Annotated in this window: 21 protein-coding genes and 1 pseudogene; 5 read left to right on the plus strand and 17 right to left on the minus strand. The window is 59.1% G+C overall.

All coding sequences use genetic code 11. The features are described from left to right. Positions 1-207 precede the first annotated feature (207 nt). Positions 208-2,145, plus strand: coding sequence for a hypothetical protein (locus DXD49_RS03020; protein WP_147347826.1), 1,938 nt, complete (start codon positions 208-210; stop codon positions 2,143-2,145). 564 nt (positions 2,146-2,709) lie between these two features. On the opposite strand, the gene DXD49_RS03025 is transcribed toward DXD49_RS03020, so the two are convergent. The 5 genes from DXD49_RS03025 to DXD49_RS03040 form a co-directional block, all read right to left on the minus strand. Next, positions 2,710-3,474 carry an Abi family protein gene (locus DXD49_RS03025; protein WP_117794174.1) on the minus strand — a complete coding sequence of 255 codons (765 nt, stop codon included), beginning with the start codon at positions 3,472-3,474 and terminating at the stop codon, positions 2,710-2,712. Positions 3,475-3,617: 143 nt separating this feature from the next. Beyond that, entirely contained in the window at positions 3,618-3,824 is a 207-nt protein-coding gene (locus DXD49_RS03030) for a hypothetical protein (RefSeq protein ID WP_117734342.1), read from the minus strand. Further along, entirely contained in the window at positions 3,800-3,961 is a 162-nt protein-coding gene (locus DXD49_RS09630; RefSeq protein ID WP_158564850.1) for a hypothetical protein, read from the minus strand. The genes DXD49_RS03030 and DXD49_RS09630 overlap by 25 nt, the downstream gene beginning before the upstream one ends. A 182-nt stretch (positions 3,962-4,143) precedes the next feature. Further along, positions 4,144-5,535, minus strand: a complete 1,392-nt coding sequence (locus DXD49_RS03035) for an ATP-binding protein (RefSeq protein ID WP_117794175.1) — start codon at positions 5,533-5,535, stop codon at positions 4,144-4,146. A gap of 314 nt (positions 5,536-5,849) precedes the next feature. Next, entirely contained in the window at positions 5,850-6,470 is a 621-nt protein-coding gene (locus DXD49_RS03040; RefSeq protein ID WP_117794176.1) for a TetR/AcrR family transcriptional regulator, read from the minus strand. 156 nt (positions 6,471-6,626) lie between these two features. Between DXD49_RS03040 and DXD49_RS03045 the strand changes: the two genes are divergently transcribed. Beyond that, the gene (locus tag DXD49_RS03045) at positions 6,627-7,364 is read left to right on the plus strand and encodes an SDR family NAD(P)-dependent oxidoreductase (protein WP_117734339.1); all 738 of its coding nucleotides are present in this window, start codon (positions 6,627-6,629) and stop codon (positions 7,362-7,364) included. Positions 7,365-7,572: 208 nt separating this feature from the next. On the opposite strand, the gene DXD49_RS09870 is transcribed toward DXD49_RS03045, so the two are convergent. The 5 genes and pseudogenes from DXD49_RS09870 to DXD49_RS03070 all read right to left on the minus strand — a co-directional run bounded on the left by DXD49_RS09870 (position 7,573) and on the right by DXD49_RS03070 (position 14,475). Beyond that, positions 7,573-8,508: a molybdopterin cofactor-binding domain-containing protein gene (locus DXD49_RS09870; protein WP_233541731.1), complete on the minus strand. Its 936-nt coding sequence runs from the start codon at positions 8,506-8,508 to the stop codon at positions 7,573-7,575. Continuing rightward, a pseudogene (locus tag DXD49_RS09875) lies at positions 8,474-9,301 on the minus strand (molybdopterin cofactor-binding domain-containing protein); the annotation flags it as partial. The gene DXD49_RS09870 and the pseudogene DXD49_RS09875, both read right to left, overlap by 35 nt. Before the next feature lie 11 nt (positions 9,302-9,312). After that, positions 9,313-12,267, minus strand: a complete 2,955-nt coding sequence (gene ygfK / locus DXD49_RS03060) for a putative selenate reductase subunit YgfK (protein WP_369831599.1) — start codon at positions 12,265-12,267, stop codon at positions 9,313-9,315. 194 nt (positions 12,268-12,461) lie between these two features. Next, positions 12,462-13,253 carry a hypothetical protein gene (locus DXD49_RS03065; RefSeq protein WP_233541732.1) on the minus strand — a complete coding sequence of 264 codons (792 nt, stop codon included), beginning with the start codon at positions 13,251-13,253 and terminating at the stop codon, positions 12,462-12,464. 331 nt (positions 13,254-13,584) lie between these two features. After that, positions 13,585-14,475 carry a uracil-xanthine permease family protein gene (locus tag DXD49_RS03070; RefSeq protein ID WP_233541733.1) on the minus strand — a complete coding sequence of 297 codons (891 nt, stop codon included), beginning with the start codon at positions 14,473-14,475 and terminating at the stop codon, positions 13,585-13,587. 593 nt (positions 14,476-15,068) lie between these two features. On the opposite strand from DXD49_RS03070, the gene DXD49_RS03075 reads away from it, so the two are divergent. After that, a complete protein-coding gene (locus DXD49_RS03075) occupies positions 15,069-15,725 on the plus strand; it encodes a transcriptional regulator (protein WP_233541734.1) in 657 nt (218 codons plus the stop codon). Positions 15,726-15,945: 220 nt separating this feature from the next. Here the strand turns inward: DXD49_RS03075 and DXD49_RS03080 are convergent, their stop codons facing one another. Continuing rightward, positions 15,946-16,323, minus strand: a complete 378-nt coding sequence (locus tag DXD49_RS03080; RefSeq protein WP_035137477.1) for a RidA family protein — start codon at positions 16,321-16,323, stop codon at positions 15,946-15,948. 298 nt (positions 16,324-16,621) lie between these two features. On the opposite strand from DXD49_RS03080, the gene DXD49_RS03085 reads away from it, so the two are divergent. Both DXD49_RS03085 and DXD49_RS03090 read left to right on the plus strand, forming a co-directional pair. Next, the gene (locus DXD49_RS03085; RefSeq protein ID WP_117794177.1) at positions 16,622-19,114 is read left to right on the plus strand and encodes a U32 family peptidase; all 2,493 of its coding nucleotides are present in this window, start codon (positions 16,622-16,624) and stop codon (positions 19,112-19,114) included. 15 nt (positions 19,115-19,129) lie between these two features. Then, positions 19,130-19,789 carry an RluA family pseudouridine synthase gene (locus tag DXD49_RS03090; protein WP_233540091.1) on the plus strand — a complete coding sequence of 220 codons (660 nt, stop codon included), beginning with the start codon at positions 19,130-19,132 and terminating at the stop codon, positions 19,787-19,789. Positions 19,790-20,233: 444 nt separating this feature from the next. Here DXD49_RS03090 and DXD49_RS03095 read toward each other — a convergent pair whose 3' ends face one another. From DXD49_RS03095 to rpsQ, 6 genes are all read right to left on the minus strand, one after another. Beyond that, entirely contained in the window at positions 20,234-21,724 is a 1,491-nt protein-coding gene (locus DXD49_RS03095) for a PTS fructose transporter subunit IIC (RefSeq protein WP_117743066.1), read from the minus strand. 255 nt (positions 21,725-21,979) lie between these two features. Next, positions 21,980-22,726 (minus strand): DeoR/GlpR family DNA-binding transcription regulator, encoded by a 747-nt coding sequence (locus DXD49_RS03100; RefSeq protein WP_117743067.1) that lies wholly within the window; start codon positions 22,724-22,726, stop codon positions 21,980-21,982. Between the two features lie 3 nt (positions 22,727-22,729). Further along, the gene (locus tag DXD49_RS03105; RefSeq protein WP_117743068.1) at positions 22,730-23,809 is read right to left on the minus strand and encodes a Gfo/Idh/MocA family protein; all 1,080 of its coding nucleotides are present in this window, start codon (positions 23,807-23,809) and stop codon (positions 22,730-22,732) included. A 358-nt stretch (positions 23,810-24,167) separates the two neighbouring features. Continuing rightward, a complete protein-coding gene (gene rplX, locus DXD49_RS03110) occupies positions 24,168-24,473 on the minus strand; it encodes a 50S ribosomal protein L24 (protein WP_099432059.1) in 306 nt (101 codons plus the stop codon). Positions 24,474-24,486: 13 nt separating this feature from the next. Next, a complete protein-coding gene (gene rplN, locus DXD49_RS03115; RefSeq protein ID WP_117734331.1) occupies positions 24,487-24,855 on the minus strand; it encodes a 50S ribosomal protein L14 in 369 nt (122 codons plus the stop codon). Between the two features lie 118 nt (positions 24,856-24,973). After that, positions 24,974-25,234, minus strand: a complete 261-nt coding sequence (gene rpsQ / locus DXD49_RS03120; RefSeq protein ID WP_117734330.1) for a 30S ribosomal protein S17 — start codon at positions 25,232-25,234, stop codon at positions 24,974-24,976. Between the last annotated feature and the right edge of the window lie 11 nt (positions 25,235-25,245).

Below are 25,245 nucleotides of genomic sequence, written 5' to 3' on the forward strand. Positions count from 1 at the left end.
GGTGAACGATAAATCACCCTTGTTACAGCTTTATCTATTGTCTTTCAATCAGCTTGCCGTGTCATGGGGTTTTCTGCAAAAGGAATCCTTTTTACCTCGCGTGGTTTGTTGCTCAACAATGCTGCGAATAGCGTGAATGCCTTATGATTACTCCGCGCCACCAGCGCCCATTAGCACGCTTACAGACGCTTTGGCACCTAACGCCCGTTGTTCGATGCACACCCTTTACTCAAACGCCTACACTTGAGCATTACAGATCAATTACGCCACCAGGCAAGCGAGGCTAACATGCGGTCCGAAAACGAACAGATTCATTACCGAGCAAAGTTCAGGCTTTCGCCCTATTCGACCACCACGCCCTCAATCGTCGATGCGTATCGTCAAATCTACACCTGGGTGCGCGACAAAGAGAAGCGCAAACGCCATGAGCAGAGCGCCTTTGAGTTTTTATCAAGCAATAAAAACGTTGCCTCCGACTTCGTATTTGGAAACCTCAGCTATCCCGTTGGCTATTCTGGAGGCATGACCACGGGCAGCCGCGTGAGCATTTGCACTCGCGCAGCCTTTGATGACAAGCGAGGCAAGATTCCCGTCGCTTGGGCCTTTGAATATGACGAGCCCGACAGTCGCTATCCGTTTCGTCACTGGCACACCTGTATTGGTCTCGAGACCGCCGAGGACGACTCATGTCTGGTCAATATCAAGGTCACCTATGCGACCCTGCCCGATTATGTGGGCTGGCCACTGCCAGAACCGGACCTCAATATTCCCCGCATCGCAAAGGTTCTGTTTTCGCTTCCCAATCATCAGGCATGCGTTGGAGAAACAGTCGTCAACACATCGTGCACGCGCCTGACGTTTGAGAACTTTGACGTCGAGTTCTCCGACAACCTTCTGAGCAGCCAGCGCGAGCTCCCCCTGATTCTAATAACCAGCGATGATACCGGTCGATATCCCGTCAAAGATCCCGGCAAGCTCGCCAATAACCTTATGGGCCTAGCCAACGTGTTTGCCGCCGACGAATCTGATGGCCGGCTCAAATCAAAGCTGTTCAATCTTTTTCTCTACGATACGCCCGCCTATCGATACAACTGCCCCAGGTCGTCACTTCGTATTTACCAACCGAACATCAATCTGTCTGACGAAGGAGACGCCCGTCGGCACCTCTGCATAAGGCGCGATAGGCTGACCGAGTACGGCAACAAAACATCCACGATACTTAACCGGAGCCTAGGGCGCTCGTTCTTGCGCGGCAAGGGCGATATTGTAGACACGAGCGATATTGCCTGGTACAAATCGCGCCAATCAATCGGGGCGCTACGCAGCCGCATGGCAGAGATGAAACGCCACGCAGAGAATGAAACCGTAGCCGAGGCAAAACGCACCGAAGCGCTTGCGGCTTCGTACAGCCAAGAGGCCATGGACAACCTTAAAGAGTTGTTGTCAAAAGAGACTGCCGACAGGCAGCTCTGGGAGGGGTTGGCCAACGATTACGCCGACAGCAACGCCGCGTATGAGCAGCGTATTGAGCAACTGGAAAACAGCCTGCTCGAGCTGGATGAATCCGAGAACACGATTGCCAACTTAAAGTATCGACTCCAAGAGGCGCTGGAGCGAGCCGACCGCTCGGAAAAGCAGGTAGCCGCACTCAGGGCGGAAGCATGCTTTGTCGAGGGGCTCGAGGCATTTCCGCGCACTCTTGAGGACGAGCTTAAGTTTGCTGCGAACCTCTGGCCCTCGCGCATTTTCGTTTTGCCCGAGGCATACGACTCGGCACGCCGATATGATTTTGCCGATCTTGACGAGGAATGGCAGATCCTTAAATCCGTAGCGACCGTCATGTGGCAGCTCAAGTTTGGGGAGCGCCCGACGGCCGGAGACCTCTATAGCGAGTTTAGAAATCAGACCTCGTTTGACGCCGCCCCAACCGAGACCAAGCTGACTAAAAACGACACCGAGCTCATGCGGCTCCGCCAACGCACTTACAACGGTAAGCAGGTTTGTATCTTGCCGCACATTAAGGGCAACGGTCGCAACCGCCGCGACCCATTCCGTCTGCACTTTTGTTTTGACGACGAAGCCAAGCTAATCGTGATAGGCCACTGCGGAAGTCATTTGCCGACGTCAGGAACTGCCAGGCAGTAAGGCGCAGCACCAGCATGGGCGGAGGGTGCCGCCTACCTCCCCACCGCCTTCAGCTTCAGCAGCAGGTCTCCCAGCTCGGGGTACTTGCTGGAAAGGTGCGTCTGGACTCGCTCGCCCATCCCCCAGGGCGCGGAAGCCTGCTACAACTCCACTTTCACCAACTCGAAGCATTTCTCTAAGAATTATTCAACGCCCATTCCAAGCTCAAGCTGCATCAGTAGCTGTCTAATTCGGAACTCACAAGTTCCAAATTAGACAGCTCGCAGCATTGGAGCCGCAGACGCATCGGCGCAGGCCCAAAGGACACCAAGCGAAACAGTAGAACAAGAAAACCAGCCCATTCATACCCACACACTCGATGTGTTAAATTCACGCGAGGATGGCTCCCTATATGTCCATATGAAACTTGAGGATAAATAAAATAGTTGGCCCCACAAACCCACTAGCGGCATCTTTGGCAATTTAGTCTCACGGTAATACGGCTTATGAAAACGGCACGCAAATAGACGCAGGCGTCCTAAGGCGAAAGCTGCCTCTGATCCGCAGCCAAAAACCCAGCAGCCGCTACAACTCAACCTTCACAGGCGCGGGATAATCCGCAAGAAACGCGTCCAAAGGCAGGTCATGATCACCATACAGAAAGTCCGCCGCCTCAGGACAAAGCTGCCCGAACAGGCTCACGGCATCAGCATCTACCTTCCTAGGCGAAAGTTCATCACGCTTAGGGTCGAAGAGCCGCTCGTTATGGGCTACGCGATTTCGCACGCGCAGTATCCCGTAGAGCTTTTCCTGAAGTTCGGCTCGCTTTGTTCCCTTTGGCCACGCAAGATAGAGGCCTGATCTCCAAATCACCGCTTCACGACTGCGGTCTGCCAAGTGCACCCAAAAGCCGAGCGTGAGGCCGGCAACCAGGCTTCCGGTCGTAAAGCCACTCGGCAAGCTACTCGCAGCAGCATCGATAGTCTTTCGATTAATGCGATTCGAGTCGAGCATTCCGCTGGCAGACTTCCTCGGCACGGGTCTACGCGCGGGAGAAGCATCGTCGAGAAGCCAATGTTCCTCGCCATCCCAGCGGGACTCCATAATGTCGTTGTAGGCGTTGCGCAGCGCCACTTCAAAATGAGATATGTCGCGCATAAGGAACTGGCCTAGAGAGGCGTTCCACTCGTAGAGCTCTAGAGCCTTGTCGATGTCTCCATTGCATTCTTCGAGATACGGGAAAAGCCGTTCAGCCGAAAGCCATTTCTCGGCCCATAGGCGCATTGTCGCATCACGGCGCCCTTGAGCCGCGCACTTCATCGTCTGGTAGTTGTTGCGCTCGTCAGACAAGAAAGCTCCTATAAACACAAATTGAGCCCCGGTGACTTGAATCAGAGGTCATTCCCGGGGCCATCGATTCGAAGTATACCCATTGACGGCAGAATAAACAAATGGATTTTCGGTAAAGGAAGCACGGCACGCCCGCAAAACCACTACGCCCCAAGTGCCGCCATGGGGATCACCGCCACGCCGTCGTCGCGTGTGTAGGCAATGCTCCCCTTTCCAACCACGACCGCCAAAAACGCCGGCGCGGCATTCTGGGCGGCAGGATTGGAGAGCACTTTCCTCTCCAGCGCCTTGAGATTTCTCGCTCCATCGTCTGCTTTCGCATCACTCAGCTTGACCTCGATGGCTCCCATTCGCACAGGTCCTCGGTCAGCTTGAGCCTGTTGAAGAGGTCCAAGTACGCAGCGATGATCCTCTCGTCGGGGCCCGCCTCACCGTACGAGGCGTCCTTTATGAGCGTCTTGTACGTAACAGCTTGGCTCTCGTTCATGGCAAGAGCTCGCAAAAGGCCGTGTGCAAGCTCGGGCGATCATGCGATATGCGAAATTACGCCATTCTCAATGCTATTTTTACGCTACTTTCAATGTAGTTTTTACGCCATATTCATTGAAGGTTTTACGCTCGGCATCCTTAGCGCGACCCATTCCGAGCATCACATCAGAGCGCGCTTAGTTATCTCCGCTCGCACATCTCGGCAAACGAAATCAGCTTGGTATCTCCCCTGCTCTTCGCAGCTTCCTGACATCCTTGCGTAAAGCCACGCTTCGAGAAGATCACGTAGCTTTTATGCTGCCGTCTAAAGAGCTCGCTTCGATGCACGAGCTTTTGCAGCACGTCTTCACCCGTCGGTTCATTGCGCCATTTGCACTCCGCAAACAGTGCAGTGCCCTCGCCATCGTCAACAATCAAGTCGATTTCTTCCTGCGTATGCGTGCGATTATCCGTCCCCCACCAGCGTCCAACGGTCGCAGGGACCACGTCGAGCTGGCCCGCCCGCGCAAGTTCGTACACGCACTGCCTGCATATAAGCTCAAAGACCGTGCCCATGTAATCCGATAAGTACGGCTCAATGCGCTTGTACGCCATCTCGGTCATATCGTTTTGAATCAGCCCGATGTTCTGCGGCACAAACTTGTACCAGAACCTAAACATCTGGTCGCTCAGCAGATACACGGCTCGCTTATTGCTCGTCTCGTTTAGGGGCAGCTCGCGCTCGACAATTCCAAGCGACGCCAGCTTATCCACATAGCTCTTTACATTGCTTGCAGGAATTCCCGTAGAGCTCGCAACCTCCGAGATTCTCGAGCGCCCCTGAGCAATTGCTTGCACGATCGCATCATACTGCTCGGGATTACGGCACTCTTGCAAAAGCAAGTTGCTCGGCTCCTCAAAGAGATAGCCCGTAGGGGTAAGGAATAGACGTCTGATGTTGTCCTTGAGCGATGCGGCGGAATCGACTTTCTCGATATACGCGGGAATGCCGCCCGTCATGCCATAGCAAACCGCAGCGTCTTCGCGATCCATGTCGTGCCACATGCCGAGGGTCGTCGTAAAATCGAGCGGTATGATCTTAAACCGGGCCGTACGCCTACCGTATAGTGGGCTCTCGTAGCCCAACACCTGTTCCTCCATAAACGAAAGAGACGAGCCGCATAGAATCAGCATGAGCTTGGTCTCTTTGTACAAGTGATCGATCTTGTCTTGCAGCAACGAGCTAATCTCGGGATTTGATTGAGCGAGATAGGGATACTCGTCAATCACGACAATCAAACGTTCCGCGCGGGCCATGGTGGCTAACGCATCGAATGCCTCGTCAAAACTACGAAACGACACACCTGCAGCACCAACCGAGCCCGCAAGTATCGCCTGGCTAAAGCCGTGCAGGTTTGCCTCTGCGTTAGTACGACGAGCTTGAAAGTAAATAGCCTTCTTGCCTTGGATGAACTCTGTGATAAGACGCGTTTTACCCACACGACGACGGCCGTAAATCACAGGCATCTCAAATGAACCCGCGTCATACAGTCGATTGAGCTCGGACATTTCCGCTGTTCTTCCGATAAACATAGGGCCTCCCTTCCTTTACGTTATAGCTAGCTATATTATACCTTCCTATAATATAGCTAGCTATAACGTAATATGGCAATCGGCACGCATGCGAAAGAGGCGGCGCCCCGCCACACGTGGAATGTCCCGGAAGCACCGAGGCAAATCCGCCCTACGAGCGCTTGTCGGACTTTCCAAGGCACTCAAGCAGCGTTCGAAGAAAAAGAAGAGGGGTCGACGCCGTTAAGGCATTGACCCCTTGATCTAAGTAACGGCGTCGCCCAGCTTTCCACCACTTGGGCTGCCGTCGACCTTATTTTACCCGCGGCACTAATTTAGGACAGCTCGGCAAACGAGATCAGCCCAACGTCTCCCCTACTTTCCGCGCCATCCGAATTGTCAAAACGCAAGGCGTCCCCCGGCGACAAGTGGTCAATCACCCCTGCGATGCGCTTGGCCATTTGTGGTGCAGCTGGCTCATATCCGTGAGCATCCCAGTAGCGCAGATAATCCGCGAACTGGCGCGTGGTCGCATAGTAGAACAGGTCATAGTCGAGCTCGGCATCGGAGCAGTTGGGGCGAGCGTTCGCCATAATGCGAAAATCGACGAGCGCGCACGCACAGAACTCATCGAAGCCGTGCCCAGGAATCTGCGACGACAGAATGGCATGGTACTCCGCTCGATGCTGCATTACGTGTTCGAGGATATGCCGCACCATGTCCTCCATGTTGCACTGCGAATCACGCAGATCGTTCGCGAGGATTCGAGCATACATCGCGGTATGCTCTTTGACGAGCGCGGCGGCGAGCGCATTTTTGTCCGAGAACTGACGGTAGAAACCCGTGCGTCCGTAGCCGCTACGACCGATGATGTCACTCGCCGTTATCTTGGAATACGACTTTGTTCGCAGTAACTCGACAAGCGCCTCTAAGTATGCTTTCCTCGAGCGATTCATGGATTACCGACTTCGCAAAATGAATGATGGTTAATTATGTGTTCTCTTATGAACACTTTTGGATATTTTATCCCCTAGTAATGCCGAATGAAATAGACCAAACTTAGTTTATCAGCGGTTTTGATACCGTAATTCGCAACATAACGGAGGGAACAGATGGGCAAACTTGATGGAAAGGTCGCAATCGTCACGGGCGCGACGTCGGGCATTGGCCAGGGTGTCGTCTGGTGCTATTGCGAGGAAGGTGCCAAGGTCGTTTTCTGCGGTCGACGCCGCGAAAAGGGCGAGGCATTCGAAAAGGAGCTCCGCGATGCTGGGCATGACGCGACCTTTGTGCAGGCGGATATGACAAACGAGCAGGATGTCGATATGCTCTTTTCCGCGACCATCGAGGCGTATGGCAAACTCGATATCTTGGTCAACAACGCCGGCATGATGACTAACTTCCAGGTCGAGACCATGGACATCGCCAACGATTTCGACCGCGTGATGGCCCTCAACCTTCACAGCTACGTCTATGCCACGCAGCTTGCCGTCAAAGCCATGACGGACGGCGGCGCAATCGTCAACGTCGCAAGCATCGGCGGCCTTGGCGGTTGCCCCGGTATGAGCAGCTACGGCGCCAGCAAGGCTGCCACGCTCTCGTTCACTCGCTCGATGGGCGCGGAGCTCGCTCCCAAGGGCATTCGCGTCAACGCCATCTGTCCCGGAACGATCTTCTCCGAGATGATGCCGCGCGACGGCGAATTCACCCAATACACGCTGGCAAAGATTCCCATGGGTCGCGGCGGAGAGCCGCGTGAGATTGGCACGGTCGCCGTGTTCTTTGCGAGCGATGATTCCAGCTACGTAACGGGAACGCAGCTCATCGTCGACGGTGGCATGACCGCCTAGACATGGTTGCCGCACACACCGCGGCGCTTGGGCGATTGAGCGATGCGGCGGTTTTTTGGTTCTGCCTCATATAATCCAATGCCTCCTGCCCGGCCCTTCGAAAGAGGGGTCGGGCTTTTGTTGTGACCGAGGGGCGATGGAAGGCACGGCATATACAGTTGATGTTGAGCGCGGACGATCTGTCAGCAATGGCCGTCCGCGCTCTACCCTAGCCGCGGTGACGGACGCGGCTGTAGGGCGTATCCACCATGGGCAGATCCGGACGCAGCTTGCCATCAAACGCGCGATAGGCGTTCTGCACGGCGGGCGCCGTGGGGATCGTTGCGATCTCGCCGATGCCCTTGCCGCCGTATGCCACGGGCAGCAGCTCGTCCTTCTCAACGTAGATGGCGTGGATATCCGGAATCTCGGGCGCACGGAACAGCCCAAGCGTACCGTACCTTGCCTGGGGTACGCAGTCCTTGAGCGGCCAGTCCTCGGTAAGCGCATAGCCCATACCCATGAGCACGCCACCTTCGATCTGACCCTGGATGGAGATGGGGTTGACCACCTTGCCGGAATCGTGCGCGGCATAGACCTCGCTCACGCGGCCGTCATCATCCAGAATGACCACATGTGTGGCAAAGCCGTAGCAGATGTGGCTCTTGGGGTTGGGAACATCCGCACCCAGCTTGTCGGTCGGCTCCAGGTACACGTAGCCAAACTCACATCCCTCGAGCGCCTTGATGGCGGCCGCGGGATCCTGAGGATGCATACCCTGGCCGGCGACGAGCTCCTGCGTGTGCAGCTGATAGGCGCGACCGTCGTCGTACTCGATCTTGACGCCGTCGCCATGCGCATTCACGGGAGCGGCGGGCGCAGACTTGCCGGCCTCGATGTCAAGCATGGCATCGCGCAGCAGGAAGGCGGCACCGCGCACGACCTCGCCAGTCACGACCGTCTGTCGCGAGCCAGACGTGGTGCCGGAGTCGGGAGCGTTCTCGGTGGAGCACTCGCCGTTGGCAATGCAGTGAAGCGGCAGGCCACATGCCTCGGCAACGTCCTGCAAAAACAAAGCCGCGGTACGCGCCGGCGGGCGGGTTGTTGGTGTAGTAGCCAAAGCCGCGAATGTCGGTGTTCTGGTACTTGTAGGGGCCGACGGCATGCGTGCAGGCGCGCTCGAGCACCGGGCCGCACAGCGACGCGTAGGCGCCGGTGTCAAAGTTGATCTCGCAGTCCAGGCCGGTAAAGTTGCCCTCGGCGTCGCAGCCCAGTGTAAAGGTGCCGTCCATGGCGTGACGCTTGGGATGAAAAGCGAGCGACTCGGCACGCGTGAGCTTGCACTTCACAGGACGCTGGAGCTTATAGGCAGCAAGCGCGGCCAGGTGCTGGATGGACACGTCCTCCTTGCCGCCAAAGCCGCCGCCCACGAGCATGGTCTCTACAACCACGCGCTCGGGTTCGCTATCCCAGCCAAACATGTGGGCGCACTCTTTGCGCGTGTCGTAGGCGCCCTGGTCGGTCGACTGCACCTTGACGCCGTTCTTGTACGGGAAGGCAACGGCGCACTCGGGCTCCAAGAAGGCATGCTCGGTAAAGGGCGTGGTAAAGCGCCGCGTCACGGTGAACGCGCTCTCCGCTAGCGCCTTGGCGGCGTCGCCGCGCGTCACGTGACGGCTCTGGCACACGTTGTCCTTGAGTTCCACCGTGTTGCCAAAGGCAAAGAAGCTGTCGTGCAGGCGCGGGGCGTCGGCAGCCCTGGCCTCGACAATGTTGCGCACGGGCTCCAACGGCTCGTAATCGATCTTTACGAGCTTCTTGGCCTTCTCGAGCGTCGCTTCGTCCTCGGCGACCACCAACACAATGGCATCGCCCACGCAGCGGGCGTCGCCGCCTGCGGAGGCGCAACCGCTTCCGCAGGCAACGTAGGCCACGTTATGTTGAATGGATTTGGCCATAAGAGACTCGCTTATTTCTTAAGGAGGTACGGATAGCTGTCGCGCACGGCCTTGATGGTCAGGCGGACGGCCTCGGGCAGACCGGTGTTGACGGCATCGACCGAGACGGTGCGGACCGTACCGGCGACGCGGACCTTAAAGTGGTCCTCGTCCACTGCCAGGAAGCCCTCGTTCTCGGAGTTCTCCATGTCCTGCTCGCTCCAGAACAGGGTGAGCTTGTCCTTGTAGGGACGACCCTCCTGGTAGGGGCAGAACACGGCGCAGTTGCCGCACTCGTTGCACATGCCGTCGACATGGACGACCTGATGCTTGGCCAGGCCCGGCACCTTAATGGCAACGTTGGCGCGGTTGGGGCACACGTCGCAGCAGACCTCACACACCGAACCGCAGCCCAGGCAGCGAGTCTTGGTGCAGTTGCGCTTGTCGCGGCACAGCGACCCCTTGCGCTCGTAGCAGGTATCCTCGCGACCGGCCTGCTCGTTGCAGTCGGCGTACCTGTTAAAGTCCACACCGACGATGGCACGGGCAACCTCGGCGGCATCGGCGATAGCCTCGACCACGGTTGCCGGACCGCGGCGGCAGTCGCCGGCAGCCCAGACGCCCTCGACGCCGGTGGAGGTGGCGGCAAGGCGGCCGCGACGGTCGTGCTCGACGCCCGCGGCATCGTACAGGCTGGCATCGATGCCCTCGCCCACGGCGCAGATCACCGTGGTGGCGGGAAGCTCAACAGTTTCGCCCGTGGCGACGGGGCTGCGACGGCCGCTTGCATCCGGCTCGCCAAGCTCCATAACATCGCAGGTCAGCACGGCGCCGTTGAGCGCCTTGGGCGCCAGCAACTCGCAGAACTCAACGCCGTCGGCAAGAGCAAGATCGAGCTCTTCCTCGTCGGCGGGCATCTGCTTCTTGGTGTGGCGATACACCAGGCGCACGTTCTTCACGCCTGCCAGGCGCTTGGCCACGCGGGCAGCATCCATCGCGGTGTTGCCGGCGCCAATGACCACGACGTCCTCGCCCAGCTCGAGCTTCTCGCCCTTCTTGGCGGCCTCGAGGAACTCCAGCACGTCGAGTTCGGCGCCCTCGCCCAAGCCCGCAGAGCCGGGCATCCAGGCGCCGGTGGCCACGACCACGTCGGTGAAGCCCCGGGCCTTGAGCCCGTCGATGGAATCCACGCGAGCGTTGAGCTGCACCTTGGCGCCAAAGGCCAGGCAGAGCTCGGCGTCGTGGTAGATATCGTCGCTGGCGATACGGAACTCGGGGATCACGTGACGGACCACGCCGCCGAGCGAGTCGCGGGCCTCAAAGATGGTGACGGGCACGCCGGCACGCGTCAGGAAGAACGCCGTCGCCAGACCGGCAGGGCCGCCGCCGATAACGGCAACGTTGCGCTCGCCGTCGTTGGCGATGGCCTGGGCGCGCTGCTTGGGCAGCACGGCGGTCATGGCCTCGCGGGCGGCCTTGAGCTTGCTGGCGCGGATCTGGGCGCCCTCGGGCTCGTAGAACGCACGCTCGCAGGAACGGCCGCAGGGATGCGGGCAGATGGTACCGGTAATGAACGGCAGGGCGTTGCGCTCGATGATGATGTTAAGCGCGTCCTCGTAGCGGCCCTCGTCAACAGCCGCCAGGTAGGCGGGAATATCCTGCTGGATGGGGCAGCTCGTGCGGCACGGCGTGGTAAAGCAGTCGGAAAGCGGGCTCTTGCCGGCGACCTCGCGGTCGGGCAGCGGGCGCAGCGGCTTCTTGTAGAGCGGGTTGGTGAGCGAATCGGTCTGAATCGCGGTCACGACGTCGAGAGAGACGCCCGCGAACGGCTTGCCGTCCAGATCGGTAAACTCGCCGGCCATCTGGCTAAAGCGCTCGTAGCCACCGGGCTTGAGCACGTCAGTCGCCAGGGTGACGGGCCAAATGCCGGCGTCATACAGGGCACGGATGTTGTAGACCGTGGCACCGCCGGAGTAGCTGATGCGCAGCTTGCCATCGAACTGCTCGGTAATGCGGCGGACGGCCTCGATGGTCAGCGAGAACAGCGAACGGCCCGACATGTACATCTCGGTGGAGGGCAGCTCGTTCCTCGTCACATCGACGGGGAACGTGTTGGTCAGCTTGACGCCAAACTCCAGGCCGCGCTCGGCGCACAGGGCAATCAGGCGCTCGAACATAGGCACGGCATCGGCCCACTGCAGGTCCTCGCGGAAGTGCGTGTCATCGAAGACGATATAGTCAAAGCCCAGCTCGTTGAGGCGCTGACGTGCAAACTCATAGCCCAGCAGCGTGGGGTTGCACTTGATGTAGGAGTTGAGGCCCTTCTCGGTGATCAGGTAGGTCGCGATGCGCTCGATCTCCGCCGGCGGGCAACCATGCAGCGTGGACTCGGTAATGGAGTTGGAGACACGCGCCGGGATGGACTCGACAAACGCGGCATCGACATGCTCAAATTTGTCCAGGTTGGCGAGCGCCCATGTGCGGCACTCGTTCCAGACGTCAGAGCCGCTGGCGTCCTTCATGCCCTCGATGTAGGCGTCGACCTTGGGGCTCTTAATACCCTCGAGGTCATAACCCACGGACATGTTGAAGACAAAGCCGTCCGGGCTTCCCAGGCCGTACTCGCGAGCGATCAGGTGGCAGGCAAACCATGCCTTCACGTACTCGGCAAAGGCCTGCGGAACCTCGAGCTCGGTCGACCACTCGCAGTTGTAGCACTCGTCCTGCGCCACAATGCAGGGTTTGTTCACACACTTGGAGAGCTCCTCGCCATCCATCACCTGAACGGTCTTGAGCTCAAAGAAACGAGAACCGGCCACGTAGGATGCCACGATGTTCTGGGCCAGCTGCGTATTGGGACCGGCAGCCGGGCCAAACGGGGTCTCGATGCGCTCGTCAAAATGGGAAGCGCGCCCTCCTGGTTGGTCGTGACCATCTTGCGCACGCCAAAGATGGCGTCCTGGGTCTTGTGCTCCTCGATGACCCAGTTCATCAGCTGCGAAAACGGGATCGGCCTCATGATGTCGCTCATAGTGAGCTCCTCTCTGTAGCGCCCGGCGAGACCGCGCGGCGGGCGCAAATACGGTGTAGCGCTAGCACAAGCGCCGGCGACCCCGCAGAGGTCGCCTATACGCGCGTCGGATGCGGCGAAACATCCGACGCGCGTGAATCTACTTGTTAATTAGTAGGCGCGATCGTTGAGCGTGCTCCAGAGCTTCTTGGACTCGGCCATGGCCCACGCGCTGATCTTGTCCTCATCAATGCCAACGAACTCGCGATCCTTGTACAGGATGCGGCCGTTGATGATGGTGGTGCGGCAGTTTTTGCCCATCATGCCAAAGAGCATGTGGCCGTCGATGTTCTCCTCGCTCAGCGGCGTAAAGGGCTTGTAGTCCATGACGATGACGTCGGCGGCAGCGCCGGGCTCAAGCACATCGAGCTTACGATCGAAGTACTTGCTGGCCATCTTGACGTTGTTCTCGAACAGCATGGTCATAGCCTCGCACCAGCCCACGTTGGGCATGGCGGCGATCATGTGGTTGTCGTTATCGCGACACTCCTTGGCGGCCCACTGGGCAAATTCGGCGTTTTCGGCAATGGCCTGGTCGCATTTTTCCTGGCCGCGGCGATCGGAGACCTCGTAGCACAGGCACGAACGCATGCCCAGCTCCTGAGCTGCATCCTTAATGGTAAAGAGGCTTCCCGGGATCTCGCAGAAGCTCGCATGATGATCGAAGATCGTGGTGACGCCATCGCGGATGGAATCCAAGATCGTGGCATAGGCGCTGGCCTTGGTGCCGGCGAGGGTCAGGTTGTCGTCGATCTTCCACCACTGCTGCTCAAGATTCTCCAGGAAGTTGGTGGGGTTGCAGCCCTTGATGGCAATCGCGGGCCAGACCCGAGTAGATGTGGGTGTGGCAGTTGATGAGTCCGGGCATGATGAGGTTGCCCTGGGCGTCGACGTACTCAGCATCCGGGTACTTGGCCTTGAGCTCGCACTCGGGGCCCACTTCGACGATCGTATCTCCGTCAATGGCGACCGCACCGTTTGGAATGAACGGGGTCTGAGCGTTGCGGGTAAAAACGGAACCGTTAGCGACCAGAAGCATGGATGCTCCCTTCAGCATCAGGGGCGGGATTTGACACCTCTGACATGGCGGAGTGCGAAGTGCCGGCCTACACCGGAAACGGGCCCTCTCCCGTCAACGCTTCACCAAAGGGACAAACCCATTGAAGTGCGGCCTATCGCCGCATGGCGTCGGCGGACGAGGCGATACGTCCGCCAACGAATAGCACCGAATTGGTTACTTCTTGCTCTCGGGTAGGACCAGGTCCACGGCAGCGTCCTTGGCGGCATCGATATGCTGAGCCACGACCGGCGTCTGCGGAAGGATCAGATTGAGCACGATGGCCATGATGGCGGTGGGGGTCACGGCGTTGGAGCCGATGACGGTGGACACCAAGGTAGGCATGCCCTCGCCGGCAAGGCAACCGCTGGTCATCCAGATACCCAGGCCAAAGACAACGGAGGTGCCGACGATGGTGGTGCGCTGCGTGAGGCCCTCGCGGGTGAACATGCGCACGCCGTTCATGGTGATGGTGCCAAAGACGCCGACGGTCGCGCCGCCGATGACGGGCTGCGGGATAGCGGAAAGGACGGCAGAGAGCTGCGGGAACAGGCCGGCGATGGCAAAGACGGCTGCGATGATCACAAAGACCCACTTGTTGACGACCTTGTTGGAGCAGATGATGCCCACGTTCTGGCCAAGGGCGCTGGTGGGAAGACCGCCCAGCAGACCGCCGACCATAGAAGTGAGGCCCTGGGACACGATAGCGCCGGAGAGTTCGCGCTCGGTGGGCATACGGTCGATGGAGCCCAGGCAGGCGGCGGAGACGTCACCGATAACCTGGATGGCAACCATGGGGAACACGGCGGCGAGGGTGATGCAGACCTCGGGATCAAACTCGAGCGCATAGGGCATGAGCTTGGGAAGGGCGAAGACCTGAGCGGTGGCGACGCTGGAGAAGTCGATCATGCCAAAGGGGATGGAGACGATCATGCCAACGATCATGCCAAAGAACACGGAGCCCAACTTGAGCGTGCCCTTGCCAAAGTTGGCGAGCGCAAAGACCACGACAAAGGTAATAAGAGCGACGTACCAGGCCTGCGGGGTACCCCACAACGGCGTACCCATACCGCCGGCCATATACTTGACGGCCGTGGGATAGAGAGACGCCAATGGAGAAGATGACCGTACCGGTCACGACGGGCGGGAACAGCTACTTGATCTTGCTGTAGGCCAGACCAAAGAGGACCACAACGGCGCCGCCGACGATCTCGCCGCCCAGCAGCGCACCAAAGCTAAAGCCTTAACGGGAGGCATGCCTTCGCGAGTGAACAGGGCTTCAGTGCCGTTCGTAACCGTCTCCTGGGTCATTTGACCACCAATCCTCGAAGTAGTTGTTTTCGCATCTAACGCTTTATTGTGACGCAGTGCGGGGTTGAGGTTGTGCCTTCGTTGCATATCGCATTAAAGATGATTCTCATTCTCAATAATAATTTTTTGTTATCAGACCATTCTTCAGCTGAGAAAACGCATTTCCGCAGGTCAGAAAAGTGTCTGGTCAAAATAACATCTAACTTTTCTTTTGGTCGACTGCTTACCGCCAAAATCCTACCGTTCGTCTGTATTACGCAATGTACCTGCGGATATGCGAGATGATGGGCAGCGTGTTACCATGAGAAAAACTGTTATGAACACTTCGATAGAACCCAAAGGAGTTGCCCGTGAACGAGACCGTACGTCGCTTTTTGCCGATGGTCGATTTCTTGGAGCAGGTACTCGGTAAGAACAGCGAAATCGTGCTGCACGATTTCTCGGATCCCGACCACGCCATCGTCGATATCCGCAACGGCATCGTGAGCGGCCGCAAGGTCGGCGGTCCCGCCACCGATCTGGCACTCAAGATCATGCACGACGCCAAGTATCGCGACCTGCCGTTTATTACGGGCTACGAGGGACGCGGTGCCGGCGGCAAGACGTTGGAGTCAGCGACGTACTTTATCCGCGAGAATGACGAGATCGTCGGTATGCTCTGCGTCAACACCGACCTCTCGACCGTGCACTCCATCAACGCCATGGTGCAGCAGCTCGTGGCGTGCTTCGACGCGGCGCCGACGCGCACGGAGCCCGCCCCTATCGAGGTCGAAAGCCTTTCGGAGTCCACACAGGAGCTCATCGACCGCAGTATTTCCGAGTTGCTCGAAAGCCGCGGAATGGAAGTTTCTTCGCTCGGCCAAGCCGACCGCGTCGATGTTATCCGCCATCTCAACGGCAACGGCGTGTTTATGCTCAAGGGCGCCGTGGCCTGCGCCGCCTCCGCGCTGGGCATCTCTGAGCCCAGCGTATACCGCTACCTGCAAAAGGTCCGCAAGGAGGGCTAACGAGCAGAATGGAGCGCGGGTAGTCTTTTTGGGACGGGGCTATTTTAGCTACCCTCCCTCTGCCCATGATCTCGATGAGCCGCAAGTAAAATCAATCTTGCATGTAGGGGTAGCTAAAATAGCCCCGTCCCAAAAAGACTACCCCTGACACAAAGAACCCTGCAGCTTCACACGCGTTGCAGGGTTCTTTTGCATGTCATGTCTTGTTTTCGCCTACGCCTTAGAGAGCGGCGACGACCTCGATCTCGACCAGACCGCCGGCCGGAAGGGCGGCAACCTGGAAGGCGCTGCGCGCTGGGAACGGGGCCTCGAACTTGGAGGCGTAAATCTCGTTCACGGCGGCAAAGTCGGCGATGTCGGCCAGGTAGACCGTAGTCTTGACAACATCGGCAAACGTGGCGCCGGCAGCGGTCAGCAGGGCCTCGACGTTAGCAAGGGACTGCTTAGCCTGGGCCTCGACGCCCTCAGGCATCTTGCCGGTTGCGGGATCGATGCCCAACTGGCCGGACAGGAACACCATGTTGCCGGTCTGGATACCGGGGGAATACGGGCCGATGGCGGCCGGTGCGTTATCGGAAGACACGACGGTCTTGCTCATGTTTTTCTCCTTACAAGTAAAAGGGAACGGGAGCGCGGCATTCATACCGGGAGGCACAGTTCGGTCTGAATGCCGCGCTTGATTGGGATAGTACTCAAGGTTTCCGCGCGATGCAAGATTATTATTAAGTTGCAAGAATATTTTATTGCCCAACGGTTTCCCCGGACCGCCGAACGGCTCTCCACGGGGTCAGCCAGCCCAAGCTGCTGAAGACTTTATCCCGCTTGGAGCACGGGTATCGTCCATCGCGACGTCGCCACTATACTTTTGAGTATCTGAGCATTTTGAAAGGCAGGATATGACCGCAACCGCCAGTCGAACCACCAACCGCAGGCCCGAGCTTTTGGCCCCCGCCGGAGGGCCCGAGCCCTTTGCCGCCGCGCTCGCCGCCGGGGCAGACGCCATCTACTGCGGCATGGGCAGCTTCAACGCCCGCCGCAAGGCAACGAACTTTACCGATGAGGCATTTGAGCAGGCCTGCCGCGCCGCGCACCTGGCCGGCTCGCGCGTCTACGTCACGGTCAACATCGTCATCAAGCAGTCCGAGATGAGCGATGCGCTGCAGCTCATCCATCGCTGCTCCACGCTGGGCGCCGACGCCTTCATCATCCAGGACTGGGGCCTGTTCTTTGAGGTCAAGCGCACGATGCCCGGCATCGAGACGCATATCTCGACCCAGGCGAACATCCACGACGACCGCGGAACCCTTTGGTGCCGCGAGCAGGGCGCCGACCGCGTAACCCTCTCGCGCGAGCTCTCCATTGACGAGATCGCCGCCATCCACGATGCCGCGCCCGATGTGGACCTTGAGGTCTTTAGCCATGGCGCCATCTGCTTTTGCTACTCGGGCCTGTGCCTGCTTTCAAGCTTTGCCATGGCGGGACGATCGGCCAACCGTGGCATGTGCGCCCAGCCCTGCCGCCTGCCCTACGAGCTGATCGACGAGAACGGTCGCACGCTCTCCCCCGCCGGCCGCGAGCGTGCGCTATGCCCGCGTGACACCAACACCTCACAGCTTGTTCGCCGTCTGTATGACGCCGGCGCCGCGTCGCTCAAGCTCGAGGGCCGCATGAAGGCGCCCGATTACGTGTACTCCATCGTTGATGTGTATCGTCACGAAATTGACGACATGCTATCCGGAGCCACCGTTGCCGAGGATAAGGAAGCCGCCCGTCAGCGCCAGCTCAAGCGCTGCTTCAACCGCGACTTTACGCACGCCTATCAGGACGGTACCTCGGGCGACGAGATGATGAGCTATGAGCGTTCCAACAACCGCGGCCAGATCGTGGGCACGGTGCTGGGCAGCCGCCCAGCCAACCGCGATGTGCGCGGCCTCAAGCCCGACGACCGCCGTCGCCGCGCCGCCATCGCCCGCATTGAGCTGTTTGAACCCGTGGGCAAGGGCGACCTGCTGGAGCTTCGCCACGATAACGAGTTTGACCAGTTCCTGACCACCATCGCCGCCGATGATGCCGCTGCCGGCGACATCATCGAGTGCCGCGTGCCCCGCAGCATGCCCGAAGGCTGCCGCGCCCGCGTGATTCGCAGCCAGCGCGCTATCGACGCCGCCGGTGCTGCGCTCAAGCGCGACGTGCTGCGCCGCCGCGCCGTAGACGTGTCCGTTGCGGCGCGTCTGGGCGATCCGTTTACCGTTACGCTCACCTGCTGCGACGACCCTTCGCTTACGGCAACGGCCACGGGCTTTACCGTCGAGGCTGCCAAGACCCGCGCCGTCGAGGCATCCGATCTGGTTGAGCACGTCGGGCGCATGGGGTCCTCGCCCTTTGAGGCTGCGAGCTTTGATGTGGCACTCGACGCCGGTTGCGGCATGGGCTTCTCCGCCGTGCACAAGGTGCGCGCCGCCGCCTGCAAGGCACTGGAAGAGGCCATTCTGGCGCCGTACGAAGAGCGCGCGAGAACGCTCGAGTTGCCGGTGCTCGACAAATGCACGCGCCCCGCGCCCGAGCATTACCGCGATGAGCCGCAGATCTGCACCGCCGTCACCTCGCTCGAAGCAGCCGAGGCAGCGCGCGCGGAGGGTGCAACGCGCATCTACATGACCACCGATGCGCTCGAGGCCGCCGGGCTCTCCCCCGCCGGCGCATTTGAGCAGGGCATCGTGCCCATACTCGACGAGGTCTGTCGCGCCATCGACCACGAGCGCGTCGATCCCTGGATCAATGCCGGAGCCACCGTCGCCGTCGGCAATATCTCCGAGCTCGCCGTAGCCGCGCAGGCCGGCGCCACGGCGGAGGTCCGCTCTTGCCTGCCGGTACACAACACGCCCTGCATGGAGGCGCTTGCCGAGCGCGGAGCCGATGCGTTTTGGCTCTCGCCCGAGATCACGCTCGACGAGATTGTCTCGCTCGGCGCCGCCGCGCCCGCGGCTCTGGGCATCACCGTCTTTGGCCGCCCGCGCGTCATGACAAGCGAGCATTGCATTCTGCAGGTTGCCAACGGCTGCATCCACGATTGTGCCAACTGCCGCCTGCGTGCCCGCAAGCTCTCGCTCAAGAATATCGATGGCAAGGTCATGCCGGTGCGCACCGATATCCATGGCCGCTCGCGCCTGTACGACGCCTACCCCATCGACCTCACGCCGCAGGTTCCGCAGCTGCTCGATGCCGGCGTCCGTCGTCTCATGGTGGACGGCACACTGCTCGAGGCCGATGAGATTGGCCGTGCCGTCGCTCGAACCCGCCGCGCCGTCGAGGCCGCGAAAGCCGGCCGCAAGCCCGCCGCCCGCCTGCGCGGTGCCACCTCGGGCTGTATGTTTGTGGGAATTAGCTAACCGAAAGGCTTACACGTGAACGAAGAACCTCAAGTCCTCTACTGCGACGCCTGGCTCATGGCTATCGACAAACCCACCGGCATGATCGTCCACGGCGATGGCACCGGCGAGCGCACACTTACCGACTACGCCAGCGACCTTTTGCTGGCGATGGGCGACGGTTTTGCCGCGACCGACATGCAGCCGCTCAACCGCCTGGACCGTAACACCACCGGCGTGGTGCTGTTCTCGCTCGACAAGCAGACGCAGCCCGTCTTTGACCAAATGGTGATCGACCACGCGTTCGAAAAGCACTATCTGGCACTCGCCGAGGGCAAAATCGACTGGAACGAAAAGCTCATCGACAAGCCAATCGCCCGCGACCGCCACGACAGCCGAAAGATGCGCGTCGGCGCCAGCGGCAAGCCATCACAGACGCGCGTGAAGGTGCTCAAGCGCCTTAAGAGCCGCCGTGGCCTGCCCACGCGCTCGTATATCGATGTTGAGTTGCTCACCGGACGCAAGCACCAAATCCGCGTGCATCTGGCCAGCGAGCGTCATCCCCTGGTTGGCGACGACCTGTACGGAACGCCGCGTCCCTGCGGCCTGATGCTCCACGCCCACAGCGTGTCCTTCACGCATCCCGTAACCGGTGAGTACATCCACATCGAGGCCCCCTGCCCCTGGGAGCCCTAAACCACCACAATGGGGACAGGCACCTTTGTGGTGGTTTTGCCGCAATGGCTCAGCCGCGGTCCCAAAACGTCTCGCTCTGTAACAGTTAGAAACCGTTTTCCGGTCTATCCGTTACAGATTGAGACATTCGAATCCCCCTCAAGAGAAAATCTCAATCTGTAACAATAACTCGGCAAAATCGGCCCAAGATGTTACAGATTGAGATATTCGGATCCCACCGGAGAAATCATCTCAATCTGTAACATCTGGAGCCCGCATTTTGGCCTTCCTGTTACAGATTGAGACGTTATGGGACCACCAGGAAAAATATCTTAGCTTGTAACATCTGGAACCCATATCCCTCTCTTCCTGTTACAGATCGAGACAAATCCCCAAACAGCAAAAGGCGGCAACGTCCCTGGTGGACGTTGCCGCCTTTCCATTGGCAAGACCCTTCCGCTCCCGCTACTCGGTAGCCTTGTCGAGAGGCTTCTTAAGGAAGCTCAGAACCAAGCAGCCGACCACAGCGCCGATAGCAAGGGCCAACAGGTACTGCACCGGGTTCGTGATGACCGCGATAACCCAGGCGCCACCGTGCGGAGCGGGGCTCGCGCAACCAAAGAGCATCGACAGACCGCCGGCGGTCGCAGATCCCAGGATGCAGGCGGGCAACACGCGAAGCGGATCGGCCGCGGCAAAGGGAATGGCACCCTCGGTGATAAACGACAGACCCATGATGTAGTTCACCAGGCCTGCCTTGCGATCGGCCTCGGTCCAGCGGTTCTTAAAGAACGTCGTGGAGAGCGCGATTACCAGCGGCGGTACCATACCGCCCGCCATGACGGCAGCCATGATCATATTGCCCTGCAGCGTTTGCTCGGCAAGGGCCGCGGTGCCAAAGACATATGCGGCCTTGTTGATGGGACCACCCATGTCGGTCGCCTGCATGCCGGCGCAGATAATGCCCAAAAGAACGATGCTCGTGCCCGAAAGACCGTTGAGCGCGCCGCTAATGGCGGTGTTGATAACGCCCATAATCGGGTTAACGGCCATCATAAAGAGACTCGTAAAGAGAATGCCCAGCACGGGGTAGATGAGCATGGGCTTGATACCGTCGAGCGACTCGGGTAGCACGCTTGCAGCCTTCTTGAGCGCATTGACGATAATGCCGGCGGCAAAACCGACCAGCAGCGCGCCCAAAAAGCCAGCAGAGACAAGCTGAGCCTGGGCATCGGCATCCATTGCCGTGGTGAGATAGCCCAACGTAAAGCCCTGTTTTGCAATCCAGCCACCCACAAAGCCCGCGGCCAAGCCCGGACGGTCAGCAATGGACATGGCAATATAGCCCGCAAGGATGGGGAGCATAAAGTTGAACGCCTGGTTGCCCGCAAGGTTAAAGAAGGCCGCGACCGGAGTGCTGTGGCCGTATGCGCTCGTGCCCAGCCCCGCCTGGTCCAGCAAGAACGAAAGCGCCATGAGGATGCCGCCGCCAACAACAAAGGGGAGCATGTGCGAAACGCCGTTCATCAGGTCCTTATAGACCCTGCGGCCCAAACCCTCGGATTCGCCCTCGGCAGCCGCCTGTACCGCGGCGCCGCCGGACACATGATGAATAGGCGCATTGCCCGCAAGCGCAATATTGATAAGTTCCTCGGCGTCATTAATGCCACGCGTCACCGCACAGGAGTAAACCGACTTGCCATCGAAGCGATCGAGCTCGACATTTTTATCCGCCGCAATGATGACACCCTTGGCACCAGCGATGTCTGCCGCGGTCAGTACATTTTTAGCGCCGCCCGAACCCTGAGTCTCGACCTTAATGCTCACGCCCATCTTGGCTGCCTGGTCTTCCAACCCTTTGGCCGCCATAAATGTGTGAGCAATGCCCGTTGGACATGCCGTGATGGCAACGACATCGTAAGTGCCGCCCCCCACCTTCTCGTTTGCAGCTGACATGTTTCCTCCTTTTGCACAAGCAGGCCCAGCCCTCCCCTTCTGAGGGTCACAACCTGCGTATTACCTTGTGTTTGAGTGATTGATAGCACCGAAGTGACGGCGCTTTTAAGCGATATCTATACGATGGCCCCGGCGGGCATGATCACGTCGTATGGAAACAGGGGTACTGGGAAATCATGCCCGACGGGGCCATCGGAACCACCAGAATGGGGACAGGCACCTTTTTGGTGGTTTTGGCCTTACTTCGCCCCGTTGCTAAACCGTGATGACGTTTTCCATCGTCTGGTACTTGGCGGGCACCTCGCCCGCAGTGATAACCGTTGCGTCACGGAAGTCCGCAAATTTTACGGGAGCCACCATGCCAAACTTACTGGCGTCCGAGATTACGAAGCGTTTGGCTGTATGGCGCATCGAGATACGCTTGACCTGCGCTTCCTCGATATCGGGCGTCGTAAAGCCCTGCTCGGCGGCAATGCCGTTAGAACCCCAAAAGCCGCAGTTAAAGTTGTAGCGGTCTAGGGTTGCCAGAGCATCGGGGCCAACGAGCGCCTCGGTCTCGGGTTTAAGCTCGCCGCCCAGCACCACGGTGCGCATGCCGCGCACAGCGAGATGCTGAGCATGGAGCACGGAATCAGTCACATAGGTGACCGATTCGAGATGCGGAAGATGCTCGATGAGTCTGAGCGTTGTCGAACCCGAATCGATGTACACAAAGCTCTCGGGCTCCACGAGCGCCGCGGCGCGGGCGCAGATACGCTCCTTGTCGTCGTTATGGAGATCACTGCGCTCACTGATCGTTAGGTCGCGCGTCACGTGCGCGCGCTCAAGACTTGTCGCGCCACCGTGCACCTTGGCGATGCGGTGCGCTCGGTCGAGCGTCTGTAGGTCGCGTCGAATGGTAGAGGCCGTCACGCCCAGGGCATCGGCAAGCTCGGGCACCGTTACCGAGCCAGCCTGCTGCACCATCGACACAATCGTATTGAGCCTATCTTCCGCAAGCATCGCTTACTCCTCCTCGGGGTAGACGACTCCCCAATCGGCGCGGAGCTTGGTCATGAGCTCCATCACATCAGAAGCATAATCCAGAAGCTCACGCTTGGAATCGTCGCCGGCGACGGCCTGCTCGAGGTCAGCCATCTCGTAGCACAGGGCATAAGCCTCGGTGCCCGCGGCGACCTCCTCGCGACGACCGTCCGCGGTCCAAACGATCGTCGCGTGATCGGCGCGCGGATACTCGTTGACCTCGACATAGCAATTGTCAAAGCTGATAACCGAGCGCTTTGGCTGTTTGGAGTGGAGCGTAAGGCTCACGACGCCCAGCTGCTGCTCGGCATTGCGGCAGACGATGCCGCCTGCAACGTCCACGCCGGTCTCGCAGGTGTTACCCAGAGACACGACCTCGACGGGCTGGCTCGCCATAAACAGGCGCATGACGGACAGGGCGTATACGCCAATATCGAGCATGGCACCGCCGGCGAGGTTGCGGTTGTAGAAACGGTTGGTCAGATCGCCGTACTCCTTGTAGCTACCAAAGTTGAGCTGAGCGAGGTTCATGCGGCCAAACTCGCCGGCATCCATGCGGCGGCGCAGCTCTTGATACAAAGGCATGTGGAGCACCGTGGTAGCGTCCATAAGGACCACGTTGTGTTCGGCGGCAATGGCGCGGGCCTCATCGAGCTCGGCGGAGTTGAGCGTGATGGCCTTCTCGCAGAGAACGTGCTTGCCGGCCGCCAGGGCGGCGCGCAGATAGGTGATATGGGTGTTGTGCGGGGTGGTGATGTAGACGGCGTCGATGTCAGGATCGGCGTAGAGATCCTCAACCGTGTCATAGACCTTCTCGACGCCGTACTGGTCGGCAAAAGTCTGAGCCTTGGTGAGCGTGCGGTTGGCAACGCCCGTAAGCTTGCGGCCGGCCAGGGCAAGGGACTGAGCCATCTGGTTGGCAATAACGCCGCAACCGATCACAGCCCAACGGAGCTCGGGAGCCGTAAAGATGTCGTTAGGGAACGGCTTGTCCTGGACCGAAGCAAATGCTGCTTTGGCGGCTGCCGCGGCGTCGAGTGGAGCCTGCTTAGAATCTGCCATTATGTGTCTCCTGTGTCATAGAACGTCTTGCATTTCTGACAGCTCTATATTCGCACAAACACGCGCGTCTGTGCGCGTTTTTGCGTATCTCACCGCTAAACGGTCATTATTGCCCCGTAAACGGCACATATATACGCATAGGTGCGTAATTAAACGCAATCTAACGCGCATAAACGCGCACACAAGCAATTTATACAGCACGACCCGCTCATTTATGCTTACCCAGTTAGGGTACTCATGTAAGTCTGTCCCCAATGAGTAACTCATTTAAGTATGTCCCCAATGAGTGGGGATAGAAAAAGGCCCGGGTGCCGTGGGGCATCCGGGCCTTTGCTAGCAACTTGATGTTGCGGGCAGCTTAGAACTTGTGGCCGCACTTCTTGCAGACGCGCAGCTTGTTCTTGCCGTCCTTCTCGTGACCGACGCGGGTAACCTTACCACACTCGGGGCAAACGAGATTGACGTTGGAGGCGTCGATGGGAGCCTCCTGCGAAACGATGCCGCCCTGCTGGTTGGCAGCGTTGGGCTTGACGGCCTTCTTAACGACCGAAACGCCCTCGACAACGACCTTGTTCTCGGCGGGGAGAGCACGCAGGATAACGCCCTGCTTGCCGCGATCCTTACCAGAGAGAACCTGGACCTTATCGCCCTTCTTGATATACATATATCTCCCCTAACTACAGGGTCTCGGGAGCGAGCGAGACGATCTTCATGTACTTCTTGTCACGAAGCTCGCGAGCGACGGGCCCGAAGATACGGGTGCCGACGGGCGAACCATCGTTGTTGATGACGACGCAGGCGTTGTCATCAAAGCGAATGTAGGAGCCATCCTTGCGGCGGATCTCCTTAACGGTGCGAACGACGACGCAACGGACAACGTCCTTCTTCTTGACGTTGGCGCCAGGGGTAGCCTCCTGGACAGCACCGATGAACACATCGCCGATGCCTGCATAACGACGCTTGGAACCGCCAAGCACCTTGATGCAGCGAATCTTGCGAGCGCCGGAGTTGTCGGCGACGTTCAGCATGGTTTGCATCTGAATCATGGTAGATGTTCCTCCGAACTAAGAACCGAAGAGAGGTGCGCAGCCTTTATACGGCCCGTGGTATGCAAGCCAGGCATACGCACATCTTCGGAAACGTACAAGTCGTAAGAGCGACTGCTTATTTTGCGCGCTCGACGACCTCGATGAGGCGCCAACGCTTCATCTTGGACATAGGACGGGTCTCCATAACGCGGACGGTGTCGCCCACGCCAGCCGTGCACTCCTCGTCATGAGCGTGCAGCTTCTTGGAGGTGGTCATCATCTTGCCGTACTTGGGGTGACGCTTGCGCTCGGTGATGGTGACGACGATGGTCTTGGCACCGGAGACAGAGGTAACGACACCCGTACGGACCTTACGCGTGTTACGCGAATCAGTCATGTTCTCTCCTT

The sequence above is a fragment of the Collinsella sp. TM05-38 genome (assembly GCF_003466445.1).
Taxonomy (GTDB): domain Bacteria; phylum Actinomycetota; class Coriobacteriia; order Coriobacteriales; family Coriobacteriaceae; genus Collinsella.